Source organism: Exiguobacterium sp. s125 (genome assembly GCF_018618605.1).
GTDB classification, from domain to species: domain Bacteria; phylum Bacillota; class Bacilli; order Exiguobacteriales; family Exiguobacteriaceae; genus Exiguobacterium_A; species Exiguobacterium_A oxidotolerans.
The window spans coordinates 270026-291522 of the sequence record NZ_JACSMI010000002.1 but is presented as its reverse complement, the minus strand read 5'-3'; the positions used below and the strand labels follow the sequence as shown (position 1 = coordinate 291522).

Below are 21497 nucleotides of genomic sequence, written 5' to 3'. Positions count from 1 at the left end.
TTCTAACTCGAAAAAGGGGATGCTATTGATTCGATTCGTCTTTCTTTTTTCATTGCTCTTTCAATAAGTCGGCCTCTGCTTCAGGGGGACTGCTAAAAAAACATCTCTTTCGCGCACACTCACTTTCACGACAAATTAAAACCGTGTTTCAATTAAGAAACACGGCTCTAGACTGTAGTCAAAGTGCCATTGGGCGATAAAAGCGTTTTTTTCGTTGCTTTCCTCGGGCGAGGCGCAAGCCGTTGCTCCTTGGTCCTAATGGACAACGAGCAGGGTCTTGCCTGCCTCTGAAAGTGCGTTAAAAACGCACTTTTTCCCGTAGGAGTCAACGAAACGTGACGCTCTTTAGGAAATACCGTGAAGGAAATCCAGACATGCAGACGGTTTAGAGCGCAATCTGTCTTGAATCGCTTTAGAACCGCGAAAAGCGAATGGATCGCACCTAGATGTCGCATGTTCACTCTTCATAAGCGTTTGTATACATGCTGGAGCCGTGTTTCAATTAAGAAACACGGCTCCAGTTGATTCACTTATGCGTAAATTTCAATCAATGACTCTAATTTTTCAACAACTTCTTCTGCAGTAAACGATTCGATGTCGAAACGTTCAACCATCGAAAGAATGTTGCCATCTTGCATCAAAGCGAATGATGGTGATGAAGGTGGATACCCTTCAAAGTACTCGCGTGCCCGGTCCGTTGCTTCACGGTCTTGTCCCGCAAACACCGTTACGAAATGATCTGGCTTCACGCCTTCCATTCGATTGACGTAAGCAGCTGCCGGGCGAGCAATCCCACCTGCACATCCACATACTGAGTTGACAAGGACAAGTGTCAATCCTTCACGCTTCATCGCGTCATCGACGCTTTCAGCTGTCGTTAATTCTTCAAAACCAGCAGCTGCCGCTTCTTTACGTGCTGTCTGGACGACGTCTTCAAAATACATTTGGAAATCCATCGGTCTAATTCCTCCCTTATTCGTTCTCTTCCTTATTGTACGAGTTTAGATGAAATCTGTCCAAGTCTGCCGCTTAATTCTTGCGCCAAATATGGTTTCGCATGTAGTAGATCACGGAAGGCGACGTAACGGTCAATTTTTTCTTCCGACGGCTGACGGTCATTTTTATACGCACGAATCAAGACATTTTTTGGTGTATGCTCTAAATCAATGAATTCAAGCAATTGTGTCTCGTAACCGACGAGCGTCAAGATTTCGGCACGGATCGAATCCGTCGCAAGCGAAGCGAACTTCTCTTGAATCAGCCCGTGTTGCAACATGACGTCGAGTGGTGAACAGTCGAGTTGACGATTGAGTTCTTTTTGACAACACGGGACACTTAAGATGACAGACGCATTCCAATCAACGGCGCGGGCAAGTGCAACATCCGTTGCGACGTCACAGGCATGAAGCGTCACCATTAAGTCAACCTCTGTATCTTCGTTATAATCATGGACGTCCCCGACACGAAACTCGAGATTCGTATAGTCGAGATCGCGCGCAATCGCTGTACATTCTTCGATGACTTCTTTTTTGAGATCAAGTCCGGTCACTTTCAAGTCGAAGCCTTTGACGACACTTAAATAATGATACAAGGCAAACGTCAAGTACGATTTTCCACAACCGAAATCAAGAATCCGTAACGTTCGGTCTGTCGGTAACGCGGAAATACTATCTTCGACGAACTCCAGGAACCGATTGATTTGTTTAAATTTATCGTACTTTTGCCGTTTGACTTGTCCGTCTTCCGTCATGACACCGAGTCGGACTAAAAACGGAACGACGACACCATCTTCAAGGAGATGACTTTTTTTACGGTTATGCGACAGTTCTGCTTGCAGGGGTGACTGTTGCGTTGTTTTTAACGATACTTTCATTTTTTTGGATAACTGGAACTGAACTTCTTCCGTCTCGAAACGGAATAAAAATTGACGGAATTCCTCCATCAATCCGTCGAGTCGTTCTAAAAATTCATCAACCGACAAATTTTCGTGTTTAATTATCCGTTCATATTGAAACTCTAACTGGATTGCATACGTATCTTTCAATAGAATCGGTTTTAGTTTGATTCTTCGAAGATCATTCGACTTTTGGCGCGGACCACTAATCGTTGCATGCACGAGAGCAGCAGCCTCGAGCTTTTGAGTGAGTAATTCTTTTACTTGGTGTAATTCCACTGTAGTCCCGTCCTTTTCTGATTGTTCTTTCGAAACTGTAGCAAATTCCACCCTATTCGACAAGTAAGGTAGCTTCATCATTAAAGGAGGAACGAACGATGTTCAAAAAACTTTTATCACAAATCGGAATCGGTGCCGCCACAGTCGATACACGACTCGACAGCGAACGCTGTGAGCCAGGCGGACAGATTCACGGAACCGTCCATATTAAAGGCGGCAATGTCGACCAAGAAATCGATCGGATTTATTTAGCGTTTAATACACAATATAAAGAAGAAGTCAGGGACAGCACGACATTTACGACGTTCACACTCGATCGTTTTTCGCTAAACGAAGCCGCCTTTACGATTGAAGCAGGTGTCGAACGCGAAATTCCGTTTACGCTTCAAGTACCATTCAATACGCCGCTCTCGGTCAGTCAATCGAAGTCATGGATTGAAACGGGTCTCGATATCGCCCAGGCGGTCGATCCGTCAGACCGGGACGCCATCATCGTCCAAGCCAATGACCTCCAATCCGTTATCTTAGAAGCGATGGAAGAACTTGGCTTCCGACTCAAGAAAGCGGACACGGAAAAACTTCCCGGGCGTTACCGGAAGGATTTACCGATCGCCCAGGAACTCGAGTATTCGGCACGCAATACGTACTTCGCCCATAAACTCGATGAAGTCGAACTCATCATGCTCCAAGACCGTACCGGCATCGACATCGTCTTGCAAATCGACCGTCGTGCCCACGACTTAGGTTCGCTCTTCAGTGAGATGGCGGGTGCGGATGAGACGATGACGAAGCTATCCTTATCGAACCACGATTTGATGGACCGAAACGCCGTCAAACAACAATTAAACGATTTGATTGAACGGTACAGCTGATTTCCTTACCAGAATTTTCATCATGCCTGTAATCCACCAACAAAAAAACCTGAGCGATTGCCATGACTTTCTTTACGAAAGCTGAAAATTGCTCAGGTTTTGTGCAGTCTGCCGTCTGATCGCGCTGATCAACAGCGGCTAAAGCTGTACTTATCGTTTCGTTACTTTTGGTTGACGCGTAACTTGTGTAAAGAGACGTTCAAACGTTTCTTCCGTCCAGCCCATTTCCCAAAACATCAATTCGTAATAACAGCTTCTGACGAAATGGTGTTTCATCCGTTCCCGTTCTGCTTCAGTCGCTTGCGCCGCCAAAGCATCCAGCCGGTCGACCTGTTCAAAGACGACCCGTTCGAACCATTCCGAGCTGTATGTTGCAATCCACTGTTGATAAATCGGTGACGCCGGTGACTTCGTCAACAGTTGTTGTCCGACTTCATAATAAAGCCAGTAACACGGTAAAATCGCTGCAATCGTTTCCCCGAGTGTCCCCTCGCTCGCATGATGCATATGTGAGACATAGGCATACGCAGTCGGTGCCGGTTCGAACGCTGCTAAATCCGCTTCCGTAATAGCGAGCGGTTCAAAAAACGATTGATGGAGTGATAGCTCAGCCGCATAGGTCGATGTCGCATGTTCCGCGAGTTCCGCGATCGTCGCAAAATCCGTTGCCTTTGAGGCGGCCCGGGCTTGAATTTTTGCGAAATGTTTTAAGTAATACGCATCCTGCATGACATAATGTCGAAATTTTTCGAGCGGTAACGTCCCGTCACCAATGCCTGTGACGAATGGATGGGAAAAACTGCTGTCCCAATATGTTTTTGCGGCTTGCCGAATTTCTTGACTGAATTTCAACCTAATTCCCCCTTTTGTTGAATCAAAAAACGCCACACCCTACGAACAGGGCATGACGTGAAGAGACAACAAGAGAGATATTCACGCCACTTCCCTCCGTAAGTCCAAACTTAATCAGGTTCAAAGGGTCCGAACGTCTTCGTCGTCTCAGTCGGCCTACCGACTCCCCTAGTGGTCATTATTTAATTCCTCTTCACTATATCATTTTTTCAGTCACATGATCAGGATTTTAAATGAAATGTAGTATAGGATTAGGGACACGAGGTGGGCGGTTCATTCCGCCTCAAGACCGATTCCGTTCTGGAAGACGTCACTTACAATGAAATTAGCACCTGATACTACCTACTATACTCGGAGGATTTATACTATGAATAAAGCAACAAAAATCATGACCACGACGCTTTTAGCGACAAGTTTACTTCTACCGACTGCTGCTTCAGCAGAGCAAGTCGTCGATAAAACAATCATCACGCTTGGTGAATCGCTCGGGGCAAAGGATAAAGCCTGGGTACTCGCCCGATTGAATGCGCCGGAAGGCATTACGCCCGTCATCGCCACGGCAGCGGATGAAGAAAAATATTTAGGGAAAAACGTTCCCCAATCGCAACTCGGCGGCAATATGTACTCTTCCGCAAAAATCGAACTCGCTGAAAAAGGCGACGGTTTATCTGTCGCGACCGAAAACATTACCTGGGTAACAAAAGACATGTACTTGAACGCGCTCGTCACTGCAGGCGTAACGGACGCCGACATCACAATCACTTCCCCTTATAAAGTCACCGGGACCTCTGCTTTGACGGGGATCATGAAAGCATACGATCAAACGTCGGCTGAGACCGGCATTAAATTGACGGATGAACGAAAAGATTTAGCCCAACAAGAGTTATCGGTCACTTCCGATGTCGGAAAAACGGTCGGGACGGACAAAGTCGCCGAACTGATGAATGAAATCAAAGCAGAGATCGCCAAACAAAAGCCGGAAACCAAAGTCGATATCGAGAATGTCATCATCCAAGTCATTCAAAATAACAACATCCAGTTGTCGGACGCCCAAATGGAGCGGTTGACGTCATTGTTCAGTCAAATGGAGAAAGCTGACTTGAACTGGGGACAAATCGAGACCGGATTAAAGGGTGCCGGGCAAGATATCCACGCGTTCGCGACCTCCGAAGAAACGAAAGGATTTTTTGCAAAACTGTTTGACGGCTTAAGTAAGTTCTTTAACTCGATTTCCGGACTGTTCAAGTAACTGAAAACGATTTCATTTTCAGTTCAAAACATGGTAAACTAACTTTATCGAAACGAAAAGGTGGTGTAAAAGATGGGTTTTGCTGCGTGTAAGCAATGGTTGATGGAACAACTTTATCTGTTGCGCGCGATTTTTCATGAAATGGCGTTCTAAAGGACGAGTCTGCCCTTTTCTTAGGAACATCCATCTGAAAAATAAAGCAAAGCGCACCTTTTACGGTAAACGGAGAGCGCTATTTGCGTTCTCCGTTTTTTGATGCGCATGAAAGGAAGTTACTGATCATGATTTGCGACATCCAACACCTGACAAAACAATTTGGGGGAGCATCCGTCTTAACCGATGTCTCGCTCTATCTTAAACAAGCTGACCGCATCGGATTGATCGGTCGAAACGGAACCGGAAAAACCACGTTACTGCGTTTAATCGCGCAACTCGAAACAGCGGACAGCGGAACCCTTTATCTCAAAAAAGGACTTTCCATCGGTTATTTGGCTCAAATTCCACAGTTCGCAGAAGAATTGACGGGCCTTGATGTTCTCTGGACCGCATTTGCCCAAATCGTCGCCTTACGGACGACGATGCATCAGCTTGAACAACAAATGGCAAGTGCTGACCACCTGGACGATGTGCTAAATGAGTATACGCGTGTGACCGAACAATTCGAACAACAGGACGGTTACCTGCTCGACTCGAAAATCCAGCGCATGATTAACGGACTCCACCTCGATGCCTTGCTGACACGTCCCTTTTCTCAATTAAGTGGTGGCGAACAAACGAAAATCTGCCTCGGCCGGATGCTGCTGGTGGAACCAGACTTGTTGATTCTCGACGAACCGACGAATCACCTCGATCTCGCAGCAATCGAATGGCTCGAACAATTTTTAAACAGTTATCCGGGCGCTGTCATCATCGTCTCGCATGATCGCGTGTTTCTTGACGCAAGTGTCAACTTGATCGCTGAACTTGAAGATGGTGAACTGACAATCTACCCAGGAAATTATTCGGCGTACACGGTCGCGAAAGAACGCCTGCTCCTCGAACAATTCCACGCCTACACGGAACAACAAAAGAAAATCAAACAGATGAAGGATGCGATTCGGCGCTTGCGCCAGTGGGCAAATGAAGCCTCTCCGCCAAGCGAAAAACTGTTCCGAAAAGCAAAAGCCATGGAACGGGCACTCGAACGGATTGAGCGACTCAAACGGCCGCTCCTGGAAAAAGCGGTGCCTGACATCCGCTTTTCGTCGCAAGGGCAACTCAGTCAAATCGTTTACCGTCTTGAGGATGTCACGCTTTCCGTCGCCGGCCGGAAGTTGTTCGCGTCGCTCGATTTCGAAGCCGCGGCACGTGACCGGATTGGAATCGTCGGTGCGAACGGAAGTGGGAAAACGACGTTATTACGTGTCTTACTTGGACAACTCCAGCCGACGAACGGACGTGTCACGCGTGGTCCGTCAAATCAGGTCGGATTTTTATCGCAACACGTCGATATGCCGGGTGAAGAGCGACTGATCGATTACTTCCGCTCACACGTTTCGGCGGACGAAGGAACAGCTCGCTCCCTGTTGGCCCGTTTCCTCTTTTTCGGTCCACGTGTCTTCTTACCGATTACTGCGTTAAGCGGCGGGGAAAAGATGCGCTTGATGCTCGCGATTCTTGTCCATTCGCCGCTTAATGTCCTGATTCTTGACGAACCGACGAATCACCTCGACATTGAATCCCGCGAGGCGCTTGAAGAAGCACTCGAGCACTTTGACGGAACGCTGATTGCCGTATCGCACGACCGTTATTTCTTGAACCGACTCTTCTCGAAAACCTATTGGCTAGATGACACGACAGAAATCTTTCACGGTTCTTACCAATATGCTGCCGAAAAACGACATGCCCGGTCAATCGTCGAATCAGCGGCACTCACGCCCCGCGCTACCCGGACGCCGGTAGCCGGGAAACATCCGGCTTTAAATGCAGGCGAACTCGAACAGCAGATTCAACAGCTAGAGGATGAGGTGGCTTTACTCGATACATCACTCGCGGCGACACATGATTATGAAGTCCTCACGACATTATTCTCAGAACGAGAACAGCTCGTTAGTCAAATTGATGACTTCTATGAAAAATTGTTGGCAGTCGATCACTAATCAAAAAACGCATCATTTCACCACCGCTGCTTCATTAAGTGCGGTGGTTTTTTAAATTAAAAATGCTTTGATGACGATCTGTTTTTCTGAACCCGAAAAAATATATTTTAAATATTTTAAAAGAAAGTTTCGAAAAAAAGCTTGCAAGTTGTCTGAAAATTCGTATAATTCAACTTATAGCTATTATCAGTTTTTAGCAAAAACACTTTGGGAGGAACTATCACATGGATGCATTTCAACAAGCTGTACAATCGGGCGTCGATTTCGCCAACAACATCTTATGGTCTTATATCTTAATCGCCGCTTTAATCGGAGTCGGCATCTACTTCACCATTAAAACGAAGTTCATCCAATTCCGTTACTTGAAAGAGATGTTCCGTGTCACACTCGATAAAAATGAAAAGACAACAGATGATGAAGGTCAGAGTATTACATCCCTTCAATCATTCTTCATCGGTGCCGCGACTCGAATCGGTACAGGGAATTTGGCCGGTGTTACGATCGCTGTTACACTTGGTGGACCCGGAGCGGTCTTCTGGATGTGGATGGTCGCCCTCCTTGGTGGAGCAACAGCCCTTATTGAAAGTACGCTTGCTCAAGTGTATAAAGTACGTGATACAGGCAATAACGCTTACCGCGGTGGTCCTGCTTACTACATCGCAAAAGGATTGAACAACCGCGTCCTCGGAATCATTTTTGCAATCTTAATCGCCGTCACATTTGGTCTTATTTTTAACTCGGTTCAATCGAACACGATTGCCGCTGCTTTTGACAACGCCTTTGGAATCGACAAAATGATCGTCGGTGGGATCTTAGTCGTTCTTACAGGTCTCGTCATCTTCGGTGGTGTCCACCGTGTCGCGAAAGTTTCAGCAATCGTTGTACCAATCATGGCGTCACTCTACTTGATTGCTGCCATCTTTGTTGTCATCACGAACATCACTGAACTTCCAGGGGTTTTCGCAATGATCTTTAAGAGTGCATTCGGTATCGACCAGGCTGTTGGTGGATCTGTCGGTGCTGCAATCTCGCTCGGTGTTAAACGTGGTCTCTTCTCGAACGAAGCCGGTATGGGTTCTGCTCCGAACGCTGCTGCTGCCGCTGAAGTTTCTCACCCAGCAAAACAAGGATTCTTACAAACACTTGGTGTTTTCCTTGATACGTTGATCGTCTGTACAGCAACAGCGACAATCATCTTACTCAGTGACAGCTACGCTGCCGGTAATGGTGAAGGTATCGCCATGTTACAAAATGCGCTTTCTGAGCAACTCGGTGCCGTCGCACCAGCCTTTATCGCAATCAGTGTCTTCTTGTTCGCTTTCAGTTCAATTGTCGGTAGCTACTACTACGGTGAAACGAACATTGAATTCATCAAGAAAAGTAAATCAACTGTCTTTGGCTTCCGAATTGCTACGATGGCATTCGTCTTCATCGGATCGCTCCTCAGCCTCGGAATGGTTTGGAGTTTCGCCGACCTCTTCATGGCCGGTATGACATTAATCAACTTAACAGCCATCTCGCTCTTAGGTGGAGTCGCAATCAAAGTCATCAATGACTACCAAAACCAACGTAAGCAAGGTCTTGATCCTGTCTTCTCTGCTAAAGCATTAGGTATCGAAAATACCGAATGTTGGGACGATGAAGAAGAAGCGCGTCCAGCTGCTGGTGAAGCACCACCTGTCGCACGACGGTAAACATTTCTTTTCTACTAAAAACCTTGGAGGCGCGTGTAATCGCCTCCAAGGTTTTTTTGCTGCGCTAGGATTATCTTGGTCGTGAGTTGGGAAAATAGGAACAGAGAGTCACTAAGGAGGAATTGAATGTGTCGAAGGCCATGTTAATTATTAATCCCTCATCCGGGAAAGAATTAGGTAAAAAATACGCAGAATTTGCAGAAGGTACACTCGCTCAGCGCTTTGCAACGGTCGATGTCCGGTTCACTGAAAAAGAACTCGACGCAACAGAATTTGCACGTACTGCTTCGACTGAGCAGTATGACGCCGTCATCGCAATGGGCGGTGACGGAACGGTCAATGAAGTCATCACGGGAATCGCAGAACAAGACCACCGTCCGACGCTCGGCATCGTTCCACTCGGGACGGTCAACGATTTAGCACGTGCGCTCCATATTCCGACGGATGCCCGCGACGCGATCAACGTTCTCGAAGATGCTCCGATTCGTCCTTTTGACATCGGTAAGTATGGATCACACTATTTCATGAACGTGATTGCGATTGGGCTGATTGCCGATGCCGTCGAAGAAGTGAGTGTCGAACAGAAGACATCACTCGGTTCTATCGCATATTTCATTGAAGGATTAAAAGCCTTCAAGGATCATAGTCCCTACCCGCTCCAGTTAACAGCCAGAGAAAAATCTTTCGACGGCGAAACACCGTTACTTATCGTTTCGTTGACGAATTCCGTCGGCGGTTTCGAATCATTTGCGCAAGAGGCGCGTGTCGATGACGGATTACTTCATGTTTTTCTTGTAAAACAACTTGGTATTTTAGACGCCTTACAAGCGCTACCTAAACTATTGAAAGGTGATTTATCTGAAGCAGATCAAGTCGAGTACTTTACAACGAAGGAAGTCAAAATCGAATCTTCGGAAACACTTCCGATTAATGCTGATGGCGATACGGCAGGCAAACTTCCGATTACGGTCCAAGTTCTTGGTCAGCACTTAAACGTCATCGCTCCCACGTCCTAAGTACTATCCTTTATGGATATAAGCCCACCAAGCTGCATAGAATCGGTGGGCTTTTTAGCATGGACAAAATAAACCAAAAATGACCATTACAATATATGTTATAGAGTGATAACTTTGAAACAAAACTGAAATATTTCCCCTTTATTTCCGATGCTATAATCATTCTATCAAGAAAACATTTTCTACCTTAACTACATAGAACCTTCACCTTACAATATTGAAAGACTTAGTTTTACTGACGTCCGTCGCCTTTTCCCAATTAGGAGGAACTCACATATGAAGCGTATGTTAACAACAATGACAATGACAGCACTAATGGTTTCAGGCTTCGCTACGACAGGCATCGAAAAAGTCGAAGCAGCAACTACATATAAAGTAAAAGTAATGGCTGACGGTCTCCGTGTTCGAACGGGTCCTTCGACTGCCTATAAAGCAGTCGGAACCGTCAATAAAGGAAAAACATACAAGTACCTCGGCGTATCCGGATCATGGACGAAAATTTCATACTCAGGTTCTTCCCGTTATGTCGCTTCCAAGTATGTCAAAAAGTATAAAGTCACAACAACGACGGCAACAAAAGCATCGAGTGGCTTTTCGCGACCGACAAGTGGTCCAATCACACAAGGATACGGTGCAGCGAGCGGCGTTTACGGTTATACGTTCCATAACGGAATCGATATCGGCGCTGCAACAGGAACGCCCGTCTATGCTTCTGCTGCCGGTAAAGTCATCACGTCCCGTAATTACGGTGCTTATGGCAATTACGTTATGATGACGCACACAATCAATGGACTTGCTTACACGACGGTCTACGCTCACTTGAACAGTCGCTCGGTATATGCCGGTCAAACGATTGCAAAAGGAGCAAAAATCGGGACGGTCGGTGCAACCGGAAACGCCTTCGGCGCCCATCTTCACTTTGAACTACACCGTGGTTCATACGTCTACAGTGCGTCATCTGCTGCAAGCAGTATCAATCCATTAAACTACTTCAATTAACTCAACCACCACTGACTTAAATTCGTCAGTGGTTTTTTTGTGCCTTACGTTTCTCGTGCGTCAAGGGTGTCTTAGGTGAAAGTTAGACAAAACAATGGTACGGTGATTAAATAAATGCTTTTAAGGAGGGATTCACCTTGAAATCACGCTCACTTTTGTTTGCCGCAACAAGTGCTGCGAGCATCGGAATTCTTGTCGGCTGTCAAGATCAGCCGACAGCAGAAGAACGACTCGCTTCCTATTCAAAGCTTTGGGAAAAACAAGACTATGACAAGATGTATGCCGATTATGTCAGTCAAACGACACAAAAAGAGTACGGAGAAAGTCAGTTCATCGAACGAACGAAAAAATTGAACGATACGCTTGAAATCAAAAATATTTCCATTACACCGGGAAAAGCACCCGACACAGATGATGAGAAGAAACAACTATTGCCTGTCACCGTCAAATTCGATACGGTCGCGGGACCTGTATCGTTCAAGAAAGAGGTCCCGCTCGTCTACGAGACAAACAAAGACACAGACAATTGGTACGTCGACTGGGATCCTTCCTTCCTGTTCGAAGACTTTGAACAAGCGGATCAAATCAAATTGAACACGCTTACCGCAAAACGCGGTGATTTAATTGACCGGAATGAAAAACCGCTCGCGACGACCGGTCAAGGCTTTGAAGTCGGTGTGACAGCTGGCCAGCTGGATGACACGACCAAAAAGAAAGTCGCTTCTCTCCTCGACCGGTCGACGAATTCGATTGACGACGCTCTATCGGCATCTTGGGTCAAGGACGGTCAGTTCGTTCCGTTAAAAACATTTGATCCGTCTGACGAAGCAACCGTTAAGCGCTTGACGGCACTTAAAGGGGTCAGCGCCAAGGAAACAGAAGTGCGGACTTACCCATACGGTGAAGCGACGTCCCACTTAATCGGCTATGTTGGATCGGCGACCGCTGAAGACGTCGAACAATCGAACAATAAAATCCAAGCTGGTGAACAGGTTGGTAAACGCGGACTTGAACAGGTTTTCGATGATGAACTTCGTGGCCAGTCCGGAACGAGCATCGAAATCGTGAAGTCGGACCAGGACGAACCGGTAACCGTCGCCGAGACGAAGGTCAAAGACGGGAAAGACATTACGCTGACGATCGATGGTGCGCTCCAACAATCGACGTACGAGACGATGAACGGTGAACCGGGTGTCGCAACTGCACTTGATCCAAGGACCGGTGAAACACGGACCCTCGTCAGCTCCCCCGGTTTTGATCCGAGTGAGTTCACACTCGGCATCTCGCAAGACCGACTCGACACATTGACGAATGATTCAGATCAACCGTTACTCAATCGTTTTACGAGTGCCTTTGCACCCGGATCGACACAAAAACCGTTGACGGCTTCCATCGGTCTAAACGCCGGAAAGTTAAATCCCGATAAAGCCTATTCGATTGACGGCTTAAAGTGGAAAAAGGATGGCTTCAATGTCACCCGGATCCACGAGACACCGGACCCTGTCGATTTACACAATGCGCTAGTCTACTCGGATAATATTTATTTCGCGCAATCGACACTTGAAGTAGGTGCTGACACCTTTACGAATGGACTGGAGGCACTCGGTTACGGTGAAAAAATTCCGTTCGCCTATCCGATGCGGGCTTCACAGATTTCAAACGACGGGACCATTTCATCTGACGGTCAATTAATGGATACATCGTACGGACAAGGTCAGATGTTGACGAACATCGTCCACCTCGCTTCGATGTACGAAATCTTTTTGACGGACGGAATCATCTATCAGCCAACGTTACGGGCGGATGAAAAAACAAAACAGATCTGGAAACAGGATTTAATCTCTAAGAACGACGCCTCGATGATCCGGAAAGACTTGTATGATGTCGTCCATGCCGGATATGACTTACCTGCCGACATACAGGAAGTCGCCGTTGCCGGTAAGACGGGAACGGCTGAACTTAAGCAAGCTGGAGAAACAAAGGGGAAGGAAAATGGCTTTTTCGTTGGTTATGACAACGATGACCCGACGCTACTCGTCGCGATGATGATTGAATCGGTCGAGCAGGAAGACCGGGGCAGTCCGTATGTTTCCGGTCTCGTCGCCGAAGTCTTGAAAGAGGCCAAGTAAAGCGATTGGTCAAGGGTGCGATTTCAGCTGATGTTTGCTGCAGGGTCGCCCGTCACCGCTTTTTATGAAGAAACGTAAAATGGCCGATGATTCCGTAAAAAGTGGAATCATCGGCCATTTGATTGATGTCGGTCTGACGGATGCGTCAGATCTTTTTTAGTTAGACGTGAAGATCGGGTAACCGGGCTGCCATCAATTGCTCAATCGCTGATGTATCTTCTTGTTGTAACAACTCAACGATTTTACTACCGACGATGACACCTGCGACCGAAGCCCCTAACTGTTTGACGTGTGCCGGCGTACTGATTCCAAACCCGGCGAGGACCGGAACAGGACTCAGTTCCGCGACATTTGCAAGATGCGCTTCGAGCGACTCGCCGAACGTCGTCTGCCCTCCTGTCGTCCCGTTGACGGTGACGGCATAGAGGAACCCTTCACTTTGATTCGCGATTTTTTGAATCCGTTCGATCGGACTCGTCAGTGAAACGAGTTGGACGAGGGCGATGTCTTGTTTGTCATGCTTCGCAAAAAACTGCGCACTCTGTTCGAGTGGTAAGTCCGGAATGATTAAGCCATCGACCCCGACTTCACGACAGGTCGCAAGAAAGGCATCGATGCCAAAGCGGAAAATCGGATTCAAGTAGGTCATGACGACGATCGGGACCGTCGTTTCTTGACGGGCGACCCGAATCGCCTCGAGGACGTCGTGTAAGCTGACTTCGTGTGCAAGCGCGCGAAGACCGGCTTCTTGAATGACCGGACCGTCCGCAACAGGGTCCGAGAACGGGACACCGACTTCGATTGCTGTGGCCCCACTCCGTTCGAGGAATGCCAAAATGTCCGGCAGACGGTCGATTCCGCCGTCACCTCCCATGACATACGGGATAAACGCTTTTTCACCGCGGTCATTGACTGTTCGGATTGCTTGTTCTAATCGCATCACGCTTCCCCCTTTAAGGCCGATCTGACCGTCATGACATCTTTATCACCGCGACCGGATAAACAGATGACGAGAATCTCGTCTTCCGACATGTCTTTCGCAAGCTTCGTCGCATAGGCGACGGCATGTGCTGTTTCGAGCGCCGGAATGATGCCTTCTTTTTGGCATAACAACTGGAGCGCATCGAGTGCTTCTTGATCGGTGACGGCTTCATACTGGACACGACCGATGTCTTTTAAGAGACTATGTTCCGGTCCGACGCCTGGATAATCGAGCCCGGCTGAAATCGAATGGGCTTCCGTGACTTGACCGTGTGCATCCTGTAGCAAGTACATCATCGACCCGTGTAAGACACCGACTTCACCTTTCGTCATCGTCGCTGCGTGTTTGTCCGTCTCAATCCCGTCTCCTGCTGCTTCAATTCCGTACAGCGCAACCGTTTCATCATCGATGAACGGATGGAACATACCAATCGCGTTACTCCCGCCACCGACACAAGCGACGATCGCGTCCGGCAAGACACCCTCTTTTTCAAGGATTTGCGCCCGCGTCTCTTTCCCGATGACGGATTGGAAATCACGGACGAGCTCCGGGAACGGATGCGGTCCGAGAACCGATCCCATCAAATAGTGTGTATCCTCAACATGTTTGACCCAGTAACGTAACGCTTCATTGACGGCATCCTTCAGGGTCCGACTGCCCTGTGTGACCGGGATGACCTTCGCCCCAAGCAGTTCCATCCGGAAGACGTTCAATTCTTGACGCCGGACATCCTCTTCCCCCATGAAGATGACACATTCTAAATCAAGTAGGGCACAGACGGTCGCCGTGGCAACACCGTGTTGTCCGGCACCGGTCTCGGCGACGATTTTTCGTTTCCCCATCCGCTCTGCGAGTAGAGCTTGTCCAATCGTATTATTGATTTTATGAGCGCCCGTATGGTTCAGGTCTTCCCGTTTCAAGTAAATCTTCGCGCCACCGATTTCCCGCGTCAAGTGTTCCGCGAAGTAGAGTGGCGTCTCACGCCCGACGTAATTTTTTAAGAGATCGTTCATCCGTTCATAAAACGCCGGGTCCTCTTTGACTTCGGCATAGGCCTGTTCCAGTTCAAGGACGGCTTGCATCAATGTTTCCGGAATGTAGCGTCCACCATAAACCCCATATTGACCAAGTGCATCTGGTTGTGAATAACCCATCGTGCTCATCTCCCCTTTACGGCATGTGCGAATGCCAGCATTTTTTGTTGATCTTTTTGAAACTCCGTTTCGATTCCGCTCGAGACATCCACTGCGAACGGTTGATAGCGCGCGATTGCTGCTGCGACGTTCGATGGTGTCAAACCACCTGCGACGAACATCGGTCGTGTACTTATTAAATCCGTCGACCAATCAAACGGTTGTCCGCTTCCAGCTTGTGGCGCGTCATAGAGAATGTAATCAGCCTCCGTATCGATTGAAGTGGCGCCCGCGACGAGTGCCTGAATGATCGGAACTTTCGTTTGTGTACGAATCGCTTCGTCCACCATACCGTGAATTTGAATCAAATCCAGTCCCACCGTTTCAATCGCCGCTTCGACTTCTTGTAAGGTCGGCGAGACGAACACACCGACGACTTGGACCGTTGCCGGAACCAATTGCCGCAATTCGGCGGCCTGTTCAAGCGTGACCTGACGTTTACTCGGCGCGAACACGAAACCGATGTAGTCGGCGAGTCGGCTCGCGACCACCACATCATCGGCGCGCCGTAACCCGCAAAATTTAATGCGTGTCATAGACCGGTCCGTTGACTGCTTGGATGAAGGCGGTGGGATCCTCTGCGCGCATCAGCGTTTCACCGACTAAAATGCCGTCTGCCCCGTCCTGATGGAGCTGACGTGCCTGCTCGACCGTCTGAATCCCGCTTTCACTGATATACCGGACGCCCGGGCGCTTCGTCTGCAACAGCCGTGTCGATGTCGCTAAGTCGACGGCGAACTTTTTTAAGTTTCGGTTGTTGATGCCGATGATGCGTGCACCGAGCTGTTCTGCTTGCTTCAGTTCCGCTTCATCATGGACTTCCACTAAAACTTCGAGACCGTTTGCGTAGGCATAGTGATACAAGTCTTCCAGTGTCGCTTCGTCAAGTGCCGCGACGATCAACAGGATCAAGCTCGCTCCATGCGCTTTCGCAAGGTCGATTTGAATCCGGTCAATCATAAAATCTTTACACAGGATGGGCACATCGACTGCATTTGCGACTGCCTCAAGGTCTGCCATGCTTCCTTTGAAATACGTCGTATCCGTCAAAACCGAGATGACCGTTGCCCCGCTTGCTGCATACCGTTTTGCTTGAGCGACAGGGTCGACGTCGAGCGAGATGTCGCCTTTTGAAGGAGATGCCCGTTTAATTTCCGCGATGACCGACAGGTCGTCTTGGCCGAGTCGTTCGTGAATCGAACGGTGTAACGGTGACCGTTCGATTTGCTTGACTCCTGCCACTTTGAGTTCAGCTACTTCGCGTTTCTTCGTTTCAATGATGCGGTCTAAAATATTCATCCGATTGCCTCCTGTCGTTTCGTCTGTTGCAATTGTCGCAGTTTTTCTCGTGCTTGTCCGGAATCGATACTGACGATCGCACAATCGATTCCTTCCCGAATCGTTTTGACCCGTCCTTCCGCGAACAGGGCGATGCCGGCGTTGAGTAAGACCGTATCCCGGTAGGGTCCCGCTTCCCCGTCAAGGACACGTAGTAAGATGTCGGCATTTTCTTGTGCCGACCCGCCACGGATTGCTTCGAGTGGGGCGACGGTCAATCCGACTTCTTCCGGGTGAAGACTGAAGCGAATCAGTTCTCCGTCGTCGAGTAACACAAGTTGGTTCGTTCCGGCGAGAGACGCTTCATCCATTCCATTCGCTCCGTGTAAGACGATTGCCCGTTTGCGTCCGAGACGGTGTAACGTCAACGCCATCGTCTCGAGTAAATCTTCCCGGTAAATCCCGAGCAATTGTGTTTTTAAAGAGACCGGGTTCGTTAACGGACCAATCAAGTTGAAGATCGTCGGGATCCGTAAATCGCTCCGGACCTTCATGATTTGTTTGACACGCGGGTGCATCCGCTGAGCGAATAAGAACGCAATCCCGTTTTCTTCGAGTCGGTTTGCGAGTTGCTCGGGTGTTTCATCCAGTTTAACACCTAATGCCTCGAGGACATCGGCACTGCCCGTTTTACTCGAGATACTCCGGTTACCGTGCTTGGCGACTTTCGAGCCTGCACCTGCGAGAACGAAGGCGGCTGTCGTACTGATGTTGAATGACTGTGAGCCATCGCCACCCGTACCACAGTTGTCGATGAAGTCCGTTCCTGTGACGGGAATGTCGAGTGCGACTTCCCGCATGATTGAGGCGAGTCCCGCCAGTTCATCCGCTGTTTCGCCTTTTGCTTTTAAGGCGACGAGGAAGGCGGCGATTTCGCTGTCCGTCACGTTCGGTTCAAACAGTTGTCGTGCTGCTTGTTGCATCTCTTCGTATCGTAAATGCTTCGCAGCTGCTAGTTTCGTTAATATCTCTTTCATGTCTTGTCACTCCCCTGTCAGTTCAATGAATCGTTTGACGATTTGTTTTCCGTTGATCGTTCCGACCGACTCTGGGTGAAACTGAATCCCGTATGTCGGGTGTTCGATATGTTCAAATGCCATGATCGTCCCGTCTACTGTTTCCGCCGTAATGCGTAACACGTCGGGTGCGGTCTGCCGGTCGACAATCAGTGAATGATACCGCATGACTTCGAATTGTTCTGCGAGTCCCTTAAATAAGTTCCCGTTCTGTCGAATCATCGATGTCTTGCCGTGCATGATGTCCGTTGCCTGGACGACTTGTCCCCCGAAGGCTTGTCCGATTGCTTGGTGACCAAGACAGACGCCAAGGATTGGAATCGAACCGGACAGTTGTTTGATGACATCTAGACAAATCCCGGCATCATTCGGATTACCTGGTCCCGGCGATAAAATGATTCCGTCCGGTTGCAAGTCTTGAATGCCTTCGATTGTCATCGCATCGTTACGGACGACTTGTACGGCGGTATGTTCCGCCGCATATTGATACAGGTTATAGGTAAAGGAATCATAGTTATCAATCAATAAAATCATTTCCAAACCTCCAGTAACGACTTCGCTTTATGCAATGTCTCTTCATATTCGAGCGTCGGGTCCGAGTCATAGACGATTCCGGCACCGGCTTGGACATAGGCCGTACCGTCCTTGATGACCATCGTCCGGATTGCGAGTGCAAAATCAAGATTTCCACTGACATCGAAGTAACCGACGGCGCCCGCATACACTTCCCGCTTCAACGTTTCATACTGTTCAATCAATTGCATCGCCCGAATTTTCGGCGCCCCGGAGACCGTTCCAGCGGGTAAACAAGAAATCAAGGCGTCGGCTCCTGTCTGCCCGTTCGCTAACGTCCCTTCGACGACGGAGACAAGATGCATCACGTTTTTGAAACGTTCGATTTCCATGTAGCGCGATACGTTAATGCTTCCGACCTGACAGACCTTGCCGAGATCGTTGCGGCCAAGATCGACGAGCATCCGATGTTCGGCACGCTCCTTCTCGTCTGCAACGAGCTCAGCTGCCAACCGTTCGTCTTCTTGTTTCGTTTGTCCTCTGCGCCGTGTCCCGGCGATCGGATTCGTCGTCACGCGTCTTCCCTTGACCTGAACGAGACTTTCCGGCGATGCCCCAAGGACAATCAACTCGCCGAGGTCGATATAAAAGAGATAAGGGCTCGGGTTGTCTTGCCGTAACTTCCGGTAGAAGTGAAACGGATCCCCCGCGAAGGTCGCATCGAGTCGTTGCGATAACACCAGTTGGAAGACGTCTCCTTGCCGAATATGTTGTTTCGCTTGTTCCACGAGCTGGATAAAATCTTCCTTCTCCATCTGCGGCTGATATGAAATGTTTTCAAGGGGACGTTCCAGTAAGGTTTGCTCCCCTGTCCGTTCGAGTTGTTGCTTTCTTTGTTCTAACCGCTCCATCATTTCACTGCGGTCCGTCACACCACCGAGTGACGTATGGACCAAGTGGACGCGATGTTCAAGATGATCGTATAAAATGATTTCATCATAGACGGCGAGTAACGCATCCGGTAGGTTCCGGTCAATCTTTGGCATCACTCCGATGTTTTCATAGGCGCGAATCGTGTCATAGCCGACGTAACCGATCGCCCCACTTAAAAAAGGTAAGTCCAGTTCACTTGTTGGTCGTGTGATGTAGTGTTGCAGTAAATGGACCGGATCGCCGATCGTCGTAACCGATTCGTCCGTCTTTAAATCATGCCGCGTGACTTGATTCCCCTCTGCCCGTAGCAAAGCGACTGGGTCGACCCCGATGATTGAGTAACGTGCATTCCCGGACTGGGTCGAACTTTCGAGTAAACACTTTCGATTCCCGTCGATCCGTCGAAAAATCGAAATTGGTGTCAGCTCGTCCCCGTTCATCTCAAGTCGTTCGATTACTAATTCTTCTGTCTGAATCATCCTGATTTCGCCTCCTGGTATAAAAAAAGTCCTCCACATAGCAATTGCTACATGGAGGACGATTAACTCGCGGTGCCACCTCGATTGGAACGGTTGTTGCGTTCCCACTTTTCCGGTGCTTCCTCATTTCAAGGACACCGTAGCCTGCGATAACGGGGGCTTCCGTCATGACCTACTGTAAATTCAGCCATGCTCTCATGAGACCATTCATTAAACCTCCCTGTGCCGAAGTCCCACCCTTCTCCGGCTCTCTGAAACAGTGATGTGTTTAACTACTTAACTCATTCATCGATTTTTTTATGTTGTTGTATACGAAAAGGGTCTTCCTGTCCATTCATGTGATCATTCACATGAAGGACGGGAAAACCCGCGGTACCACCTTCGTTGACTATACAATAGTCCCCTCGAACGAACCGGCGCACCTGATTCGTCGTCCTCGATAACGGGAGGTCACCGTCAGAGCCTACTTCAAGTTCGGTCTGATGCTCAAAAGCCCATTCACCTGTTTCCCGATACTGATTCGCACCACCCATCAGCTCTCTTCAATCGTTTCACGGGCTACTCTTCTTCGTCGTAGCGTTATGTTGTTCAATTGTTTATTATATTACGTCGCTTCGGGCGACCTGTCAACTATTTAGTATAAAGCGAGTTGATCCGGGTCGATCGATTCGAGCGCCTGCTTGACGGTCTGCAGGAATTGACCGGCCACTAACCCGTCAAGTACACGGTGATCAATCGACATACATAAGTTGACCATGTCACGTGCTGCGAACATGCCGTTGACCCAAACCGGGCGCTTGACGATTGATTCCACGGATAAAATCGCCGCTTGCGGGAAGTTCAAGATCGGTGCCGATTGGATCGAACCGAACGAACCCGTGTTATTGACGGTAAACGTACCACCTTGCATCTCGCTTGACGATAACTTACCGGCCTGCGCCCGTTTACCGAAGTCATCGATTGCCCGAGCGAGTCCTTTAATGCTAAGTTCATCCGCATGTTTGACGACCGGGACGAATAACGCTTCTTGCGTCGCGACGGCGAGTGATAAGTTGATTGCCCGTTTTTGAATGATTTTATCGCCTGCCCACTGCGAGTTCATGATTGGGTGTTTCTTCAGTCCTTCGACTGTCGCTTTCATGAAGAACGGTAAAAACGTCAATTTGACGCCTTCTTGTTTGAAGAACTGATCTTTATGACGATTCCGTGCTTCGACCAGATTCGTCACGTCGACTTCAACCATCAACCAGGCGTGCGGTGCTTCTTGTTTCGAGCGCACCATGTTACTGGCGATCGCTTGACGGACACCTGCCGTCGGAATTTCAATATCGCCGTCTTCCGTCGTACTCATCGTCGGTTTTGGCGCAGACTTCGGTGCCGGAGTCTCGACTGCCGCTTCCGCTTTTGTCGGTACGGTCTCAATCGTCGGGGCCTCGACAACATCCGGCTGATTGACTTGACCGGATTCAACGAGCTTCAGCAAATCTTTGCGTGTAATCCGGCCGCCCGCTCCCGTCCCGTTGACGTGATCGAGATTGATGCCGTGTTCTGCTGATAACTTCAGCACAGCTGGTGAATAGCGTTTTTTCATCGACTGAACCGTTTCTACCGTCTGCTCTTTTACAGCCGGGATTTCTTCTTCGGTCGCTGCGACTTCCGTCGATCCACCACTGACTTGTAACGTGACGATTGCTTCCCCGACTTGGAGCGTGTCCCCTTCTTCAGCGAGCAGCTTGTCGATGACACCATCAAACGATGATGGTACTTCGGCTGTCACTTTATCGGTGATGACTTCAGCAATCGGATCATACTTTTTGACGGTATCTCCTGGTTTGACGAGCCATAACGAAATCGTTCCTTCCGTCACGCTCTCACCAAGTTGTGGCATCGTTAATGTTTCTGTCTTCATTGACGGGTCCCC

General features: G+C 48.7%; 18 protein-coding genes, 1 riboswitch and 2 other annotated features. Of the genes, 7 read left to right on the top strand and 11 right to left on the bottom strand.

What is annotated here, in order from left to right; translation table 11 throughout:
- Positions 1-530: 530 nt before the first annotated feature.
- Both KNQ05_RS09130 and KNQ05_RS09125 read right to left on the bottom strand, forming a co-directional pair.
- A complete protein-coding gene (locus KNQ05_RS09130; protein WP_029333102.1) occupies positions 531-956 on the bottom strand; it encodes a BrxA/BrxB family bacilliredoxin in 426 nt (141 codons plus the stop codon).
- 32 nt (positions 957-988) lie between these two features.
- A complete protein-coding gene (locus KNQ05_RS09125) occupies positions 989-2173 on the bottom strand; it encodes a class I SAM-dependent methyltransferase (protein WP_088836639.1) in 1185 nt (394 codons plus the stop codon).
- A gap of 98 nt (positions 2174-2271) precedes the next feature.
- Here KNQ05_RS09125 and KNQ05_RS09120 point away from each other — a divergent pair, with 98 nt between their 5' ends.
- On the top strand, positions 2272-3045 hold the full coding sequence (locus KNQ05_RS09120) for a sporulation protein (protein WP_088836638.1): 774 nt from the start codon (positions 2272-2274) through the stop codon (positions 3043-3045).
- Between the two features lie 150 nt (positions 3046-3195).
- On the opposite strand, the gene tenA is transcribed toward KNQ05_RS09120, so the two are convergent.
- Complete coding sequence (tenA, locus tag KNQ05_RS09115) at positions 3196-3897, bottom strand: thiaminase II (RefSeq protein WP_088836637.1); 702 nt, start codon at positions 3895-3897, stop codon at positions 3196-3198.
- 74 nt (positions 3898-3971) lie between these two features.
- Positions 3972-4077: riboswitch (TPP riboswitch) on the bottom strand.
- Positions 4078-4264: 187 nt separating this feature from the next.
- Between tenA and KNQ05_RS09110 the strand changes: the two genes are divergently transcribed.
- The 6 genes from KNQ05_RS09110 to KNQ05_RS09085 all read left to right on the top strand — a co-directional run bounded on the left by KNQ05_RS09110 (position 4265) and on the right by KNQ05_RS09085 (position 13122).
- Positions 4265-5146, top strand: a complete 882-nt coding sequence (locus KNQ05_RS09110) for a DUF1002 domain-containing protein (RefSeq protein WP_088836636.1) — start codon at positions 4265-4267, stop codon at positions 5144-5146.
- Between the two features lie 281 nt (positions 5147-5427).
- On the top strand, positions 5428-7284 hold the full coding sequence (gene abc-f, locus KNQ05_RS09105; RefSeq protein ID WP_251131922.1) for a ribosomal protection-like ABC-F family protein: 1857 nt from the start codon (positions 5428-5430) through the stop codon (positions 7282-7284).
- A gap of 224 nt (positions 7285-7508) precedes the next feature.
- On the top strand, positions 7509-8978 hold the full coding sequence (locus tag KNQ05_RS09100; RefSeq protein WP_029333096.1) for an alanine/glycine:cation symporter family protein: 1470 nt from the start codon (positions 7509-7511) through the stop codon (positions 8976-8978).
- Positions 8979-9106: 128 nt separating this feature from the next.
- Positions 9107-9994 (top strand): diacylglycerol/lipid kinase family protein, encoded by an 888-nt coding sequence (locus KNQ05_RS09095; RefSeq protein ID WP_088836635.1) that lies wholly within the window; start codon positions 9107-9109, stop codon positions 9992-9994.
- A gap of 276 nt (positions 9995-10270) precedes the next feature.
- Positions 10271-10993 carry a M23 family metallopeptidase gene (locus KNQ05_RS09090; protein ID WP_088836634.1) on the top strand — a complete coding sequence of 241 codons (723 nt, stop codon included), beginning with the start codon at positions 10271-10273 and terminating at the stop codon, positions 10991-10993.
- Between the two features lie 137 nt (positions 10994-11130).
- On the top strand, positions 11131-13122 hold the full coding sequence (locus tag KNQ05_RS09085) for a penicillin-binding transpeptidase domain-containing protein (protein WP_214765366.1): 1992 nt from the start codon (positions 11131-11133) through the stop codon (positions 13120-13122).
- 160 nt (positions 13123-13282) lie between these two features.
- Here the strand turns inward: KNQ05_RS09085 and trpA are convergent, their stop codons facing one another.
- The 8 genes from trpA to KNQ05_RS09045 all read right to left on the bottom strand — a co-directional run bounded on the left by trpA (position 13283) and on the right by KNQ05_RS09045 (position 21485).
- Positions 13283-14062: a tryptophan synthase subunit alpha gene (gene trpA / locus KNQ05_RS09080; RefSeq protein WP_088836632.1), complete on the bottom strand. Its 780-nt coding sequence runs from the start codon at positions 14060-14062 to the stop codon at positions 13283-13285.
- The gene (gene trpB / locus KNQ05_RS09075) at positions 14062-15258 is read right to left on the bottom strand and encodes a tryptophan synthase subunit beta (RefSeq protein WP_088836631.1); all 1197 of its coding nucleotides are present in this window, start codon (positions 15256-15258) and stop codon (positions 14062-14064) included. Before trpB ends, trpA begins: the two co-directional genes overlap by 1 nt.
- Positions 15259-15263: 5 nt before the next feature.
- Positions 15264-15833: a phosphoribosylanthranilate isomerase gene (locus KNQ05_RS09070; RefSeq protein ID WP_214801019.1), complete on the bottom strand. Its 570-nt coding sequence runs from the start codon at positions 15831-15833 to the stop codon at positions 15264-15266.
- Positions 15820-16596, bottom strand: coding sequence for an indole-3-glycerol phosphate synthase TrpC (trpC, locus tag KNQ05_RS09065; protein WP_214765368.1), 777 nt, complete (start codon positions 16594-16596; stop codon positions 15820-15822). Before trpC ends, KNQ05_RS09070 begins: the two co-directional genes overlap by 14 nt.
- Positions 16593-17612, bottom strand: coding sequence for an anthranilate phosphoribosyltransferase (trpD, locus tag KNQ05_RS09060; protein ID WP_088836628.1), 1020 nt, complete (start codon positions 17610-17612; stop codon positions 16593-16595). The genes trpC and trpD overlap by 4 nt, the downstream gene beginning before the upstream one ends.
- Before the next feature lie 6 nt (positions 17613-17618).
- The gene (locus KNQ05_RS09055; RefSeq protein WP_214805191.1) at positions 17619-18185 is read right to left on the bottom strand and encodes an anthranilate synthase component II; all 567 of its coding nucleotides are present in this window, start codon (positions 18183-18185) and stop codon (positions 17619-17621) included.
- Positions 18182-19576, bottom strand: a complete 1395-nt coding sequence (gene trpE, locus KNQ05_RS09050) for an anthranilate synthase component I (protein WP_088836626.1) — start codon at positions 19574-19576, stop codon at positions 18182-18184. The genes KNQ05_RS09055 and trpE overlap by 4 nt, the downstream gene beginning before the upstream one ends.
- Before the next feature lie 51 nt (positions 19577-19627).
- Positions 19628-19874 (bottom strand) — a binding site (T-box leader).
- A gap of 52 nt (positions 19875-19926) precedes the next feature.
- Positions 19927-20160, bottom strand: a binding site (T-box leader).
- A gap of 50 nt (positions 20161-20210) precedes the next feature.
- A complete protein-coding gene (locus tag KNQ05_RS09045) occupies positions 20211-21485 on the bottom strand; it encodes a dihydrolipoamide acetyltransferase family protein (protein ID WP_088836624.1) in 1275 nt (424 codons plus the stop codon).
- Positions 21486-21497: the final 12 nt, after the last annotated feature.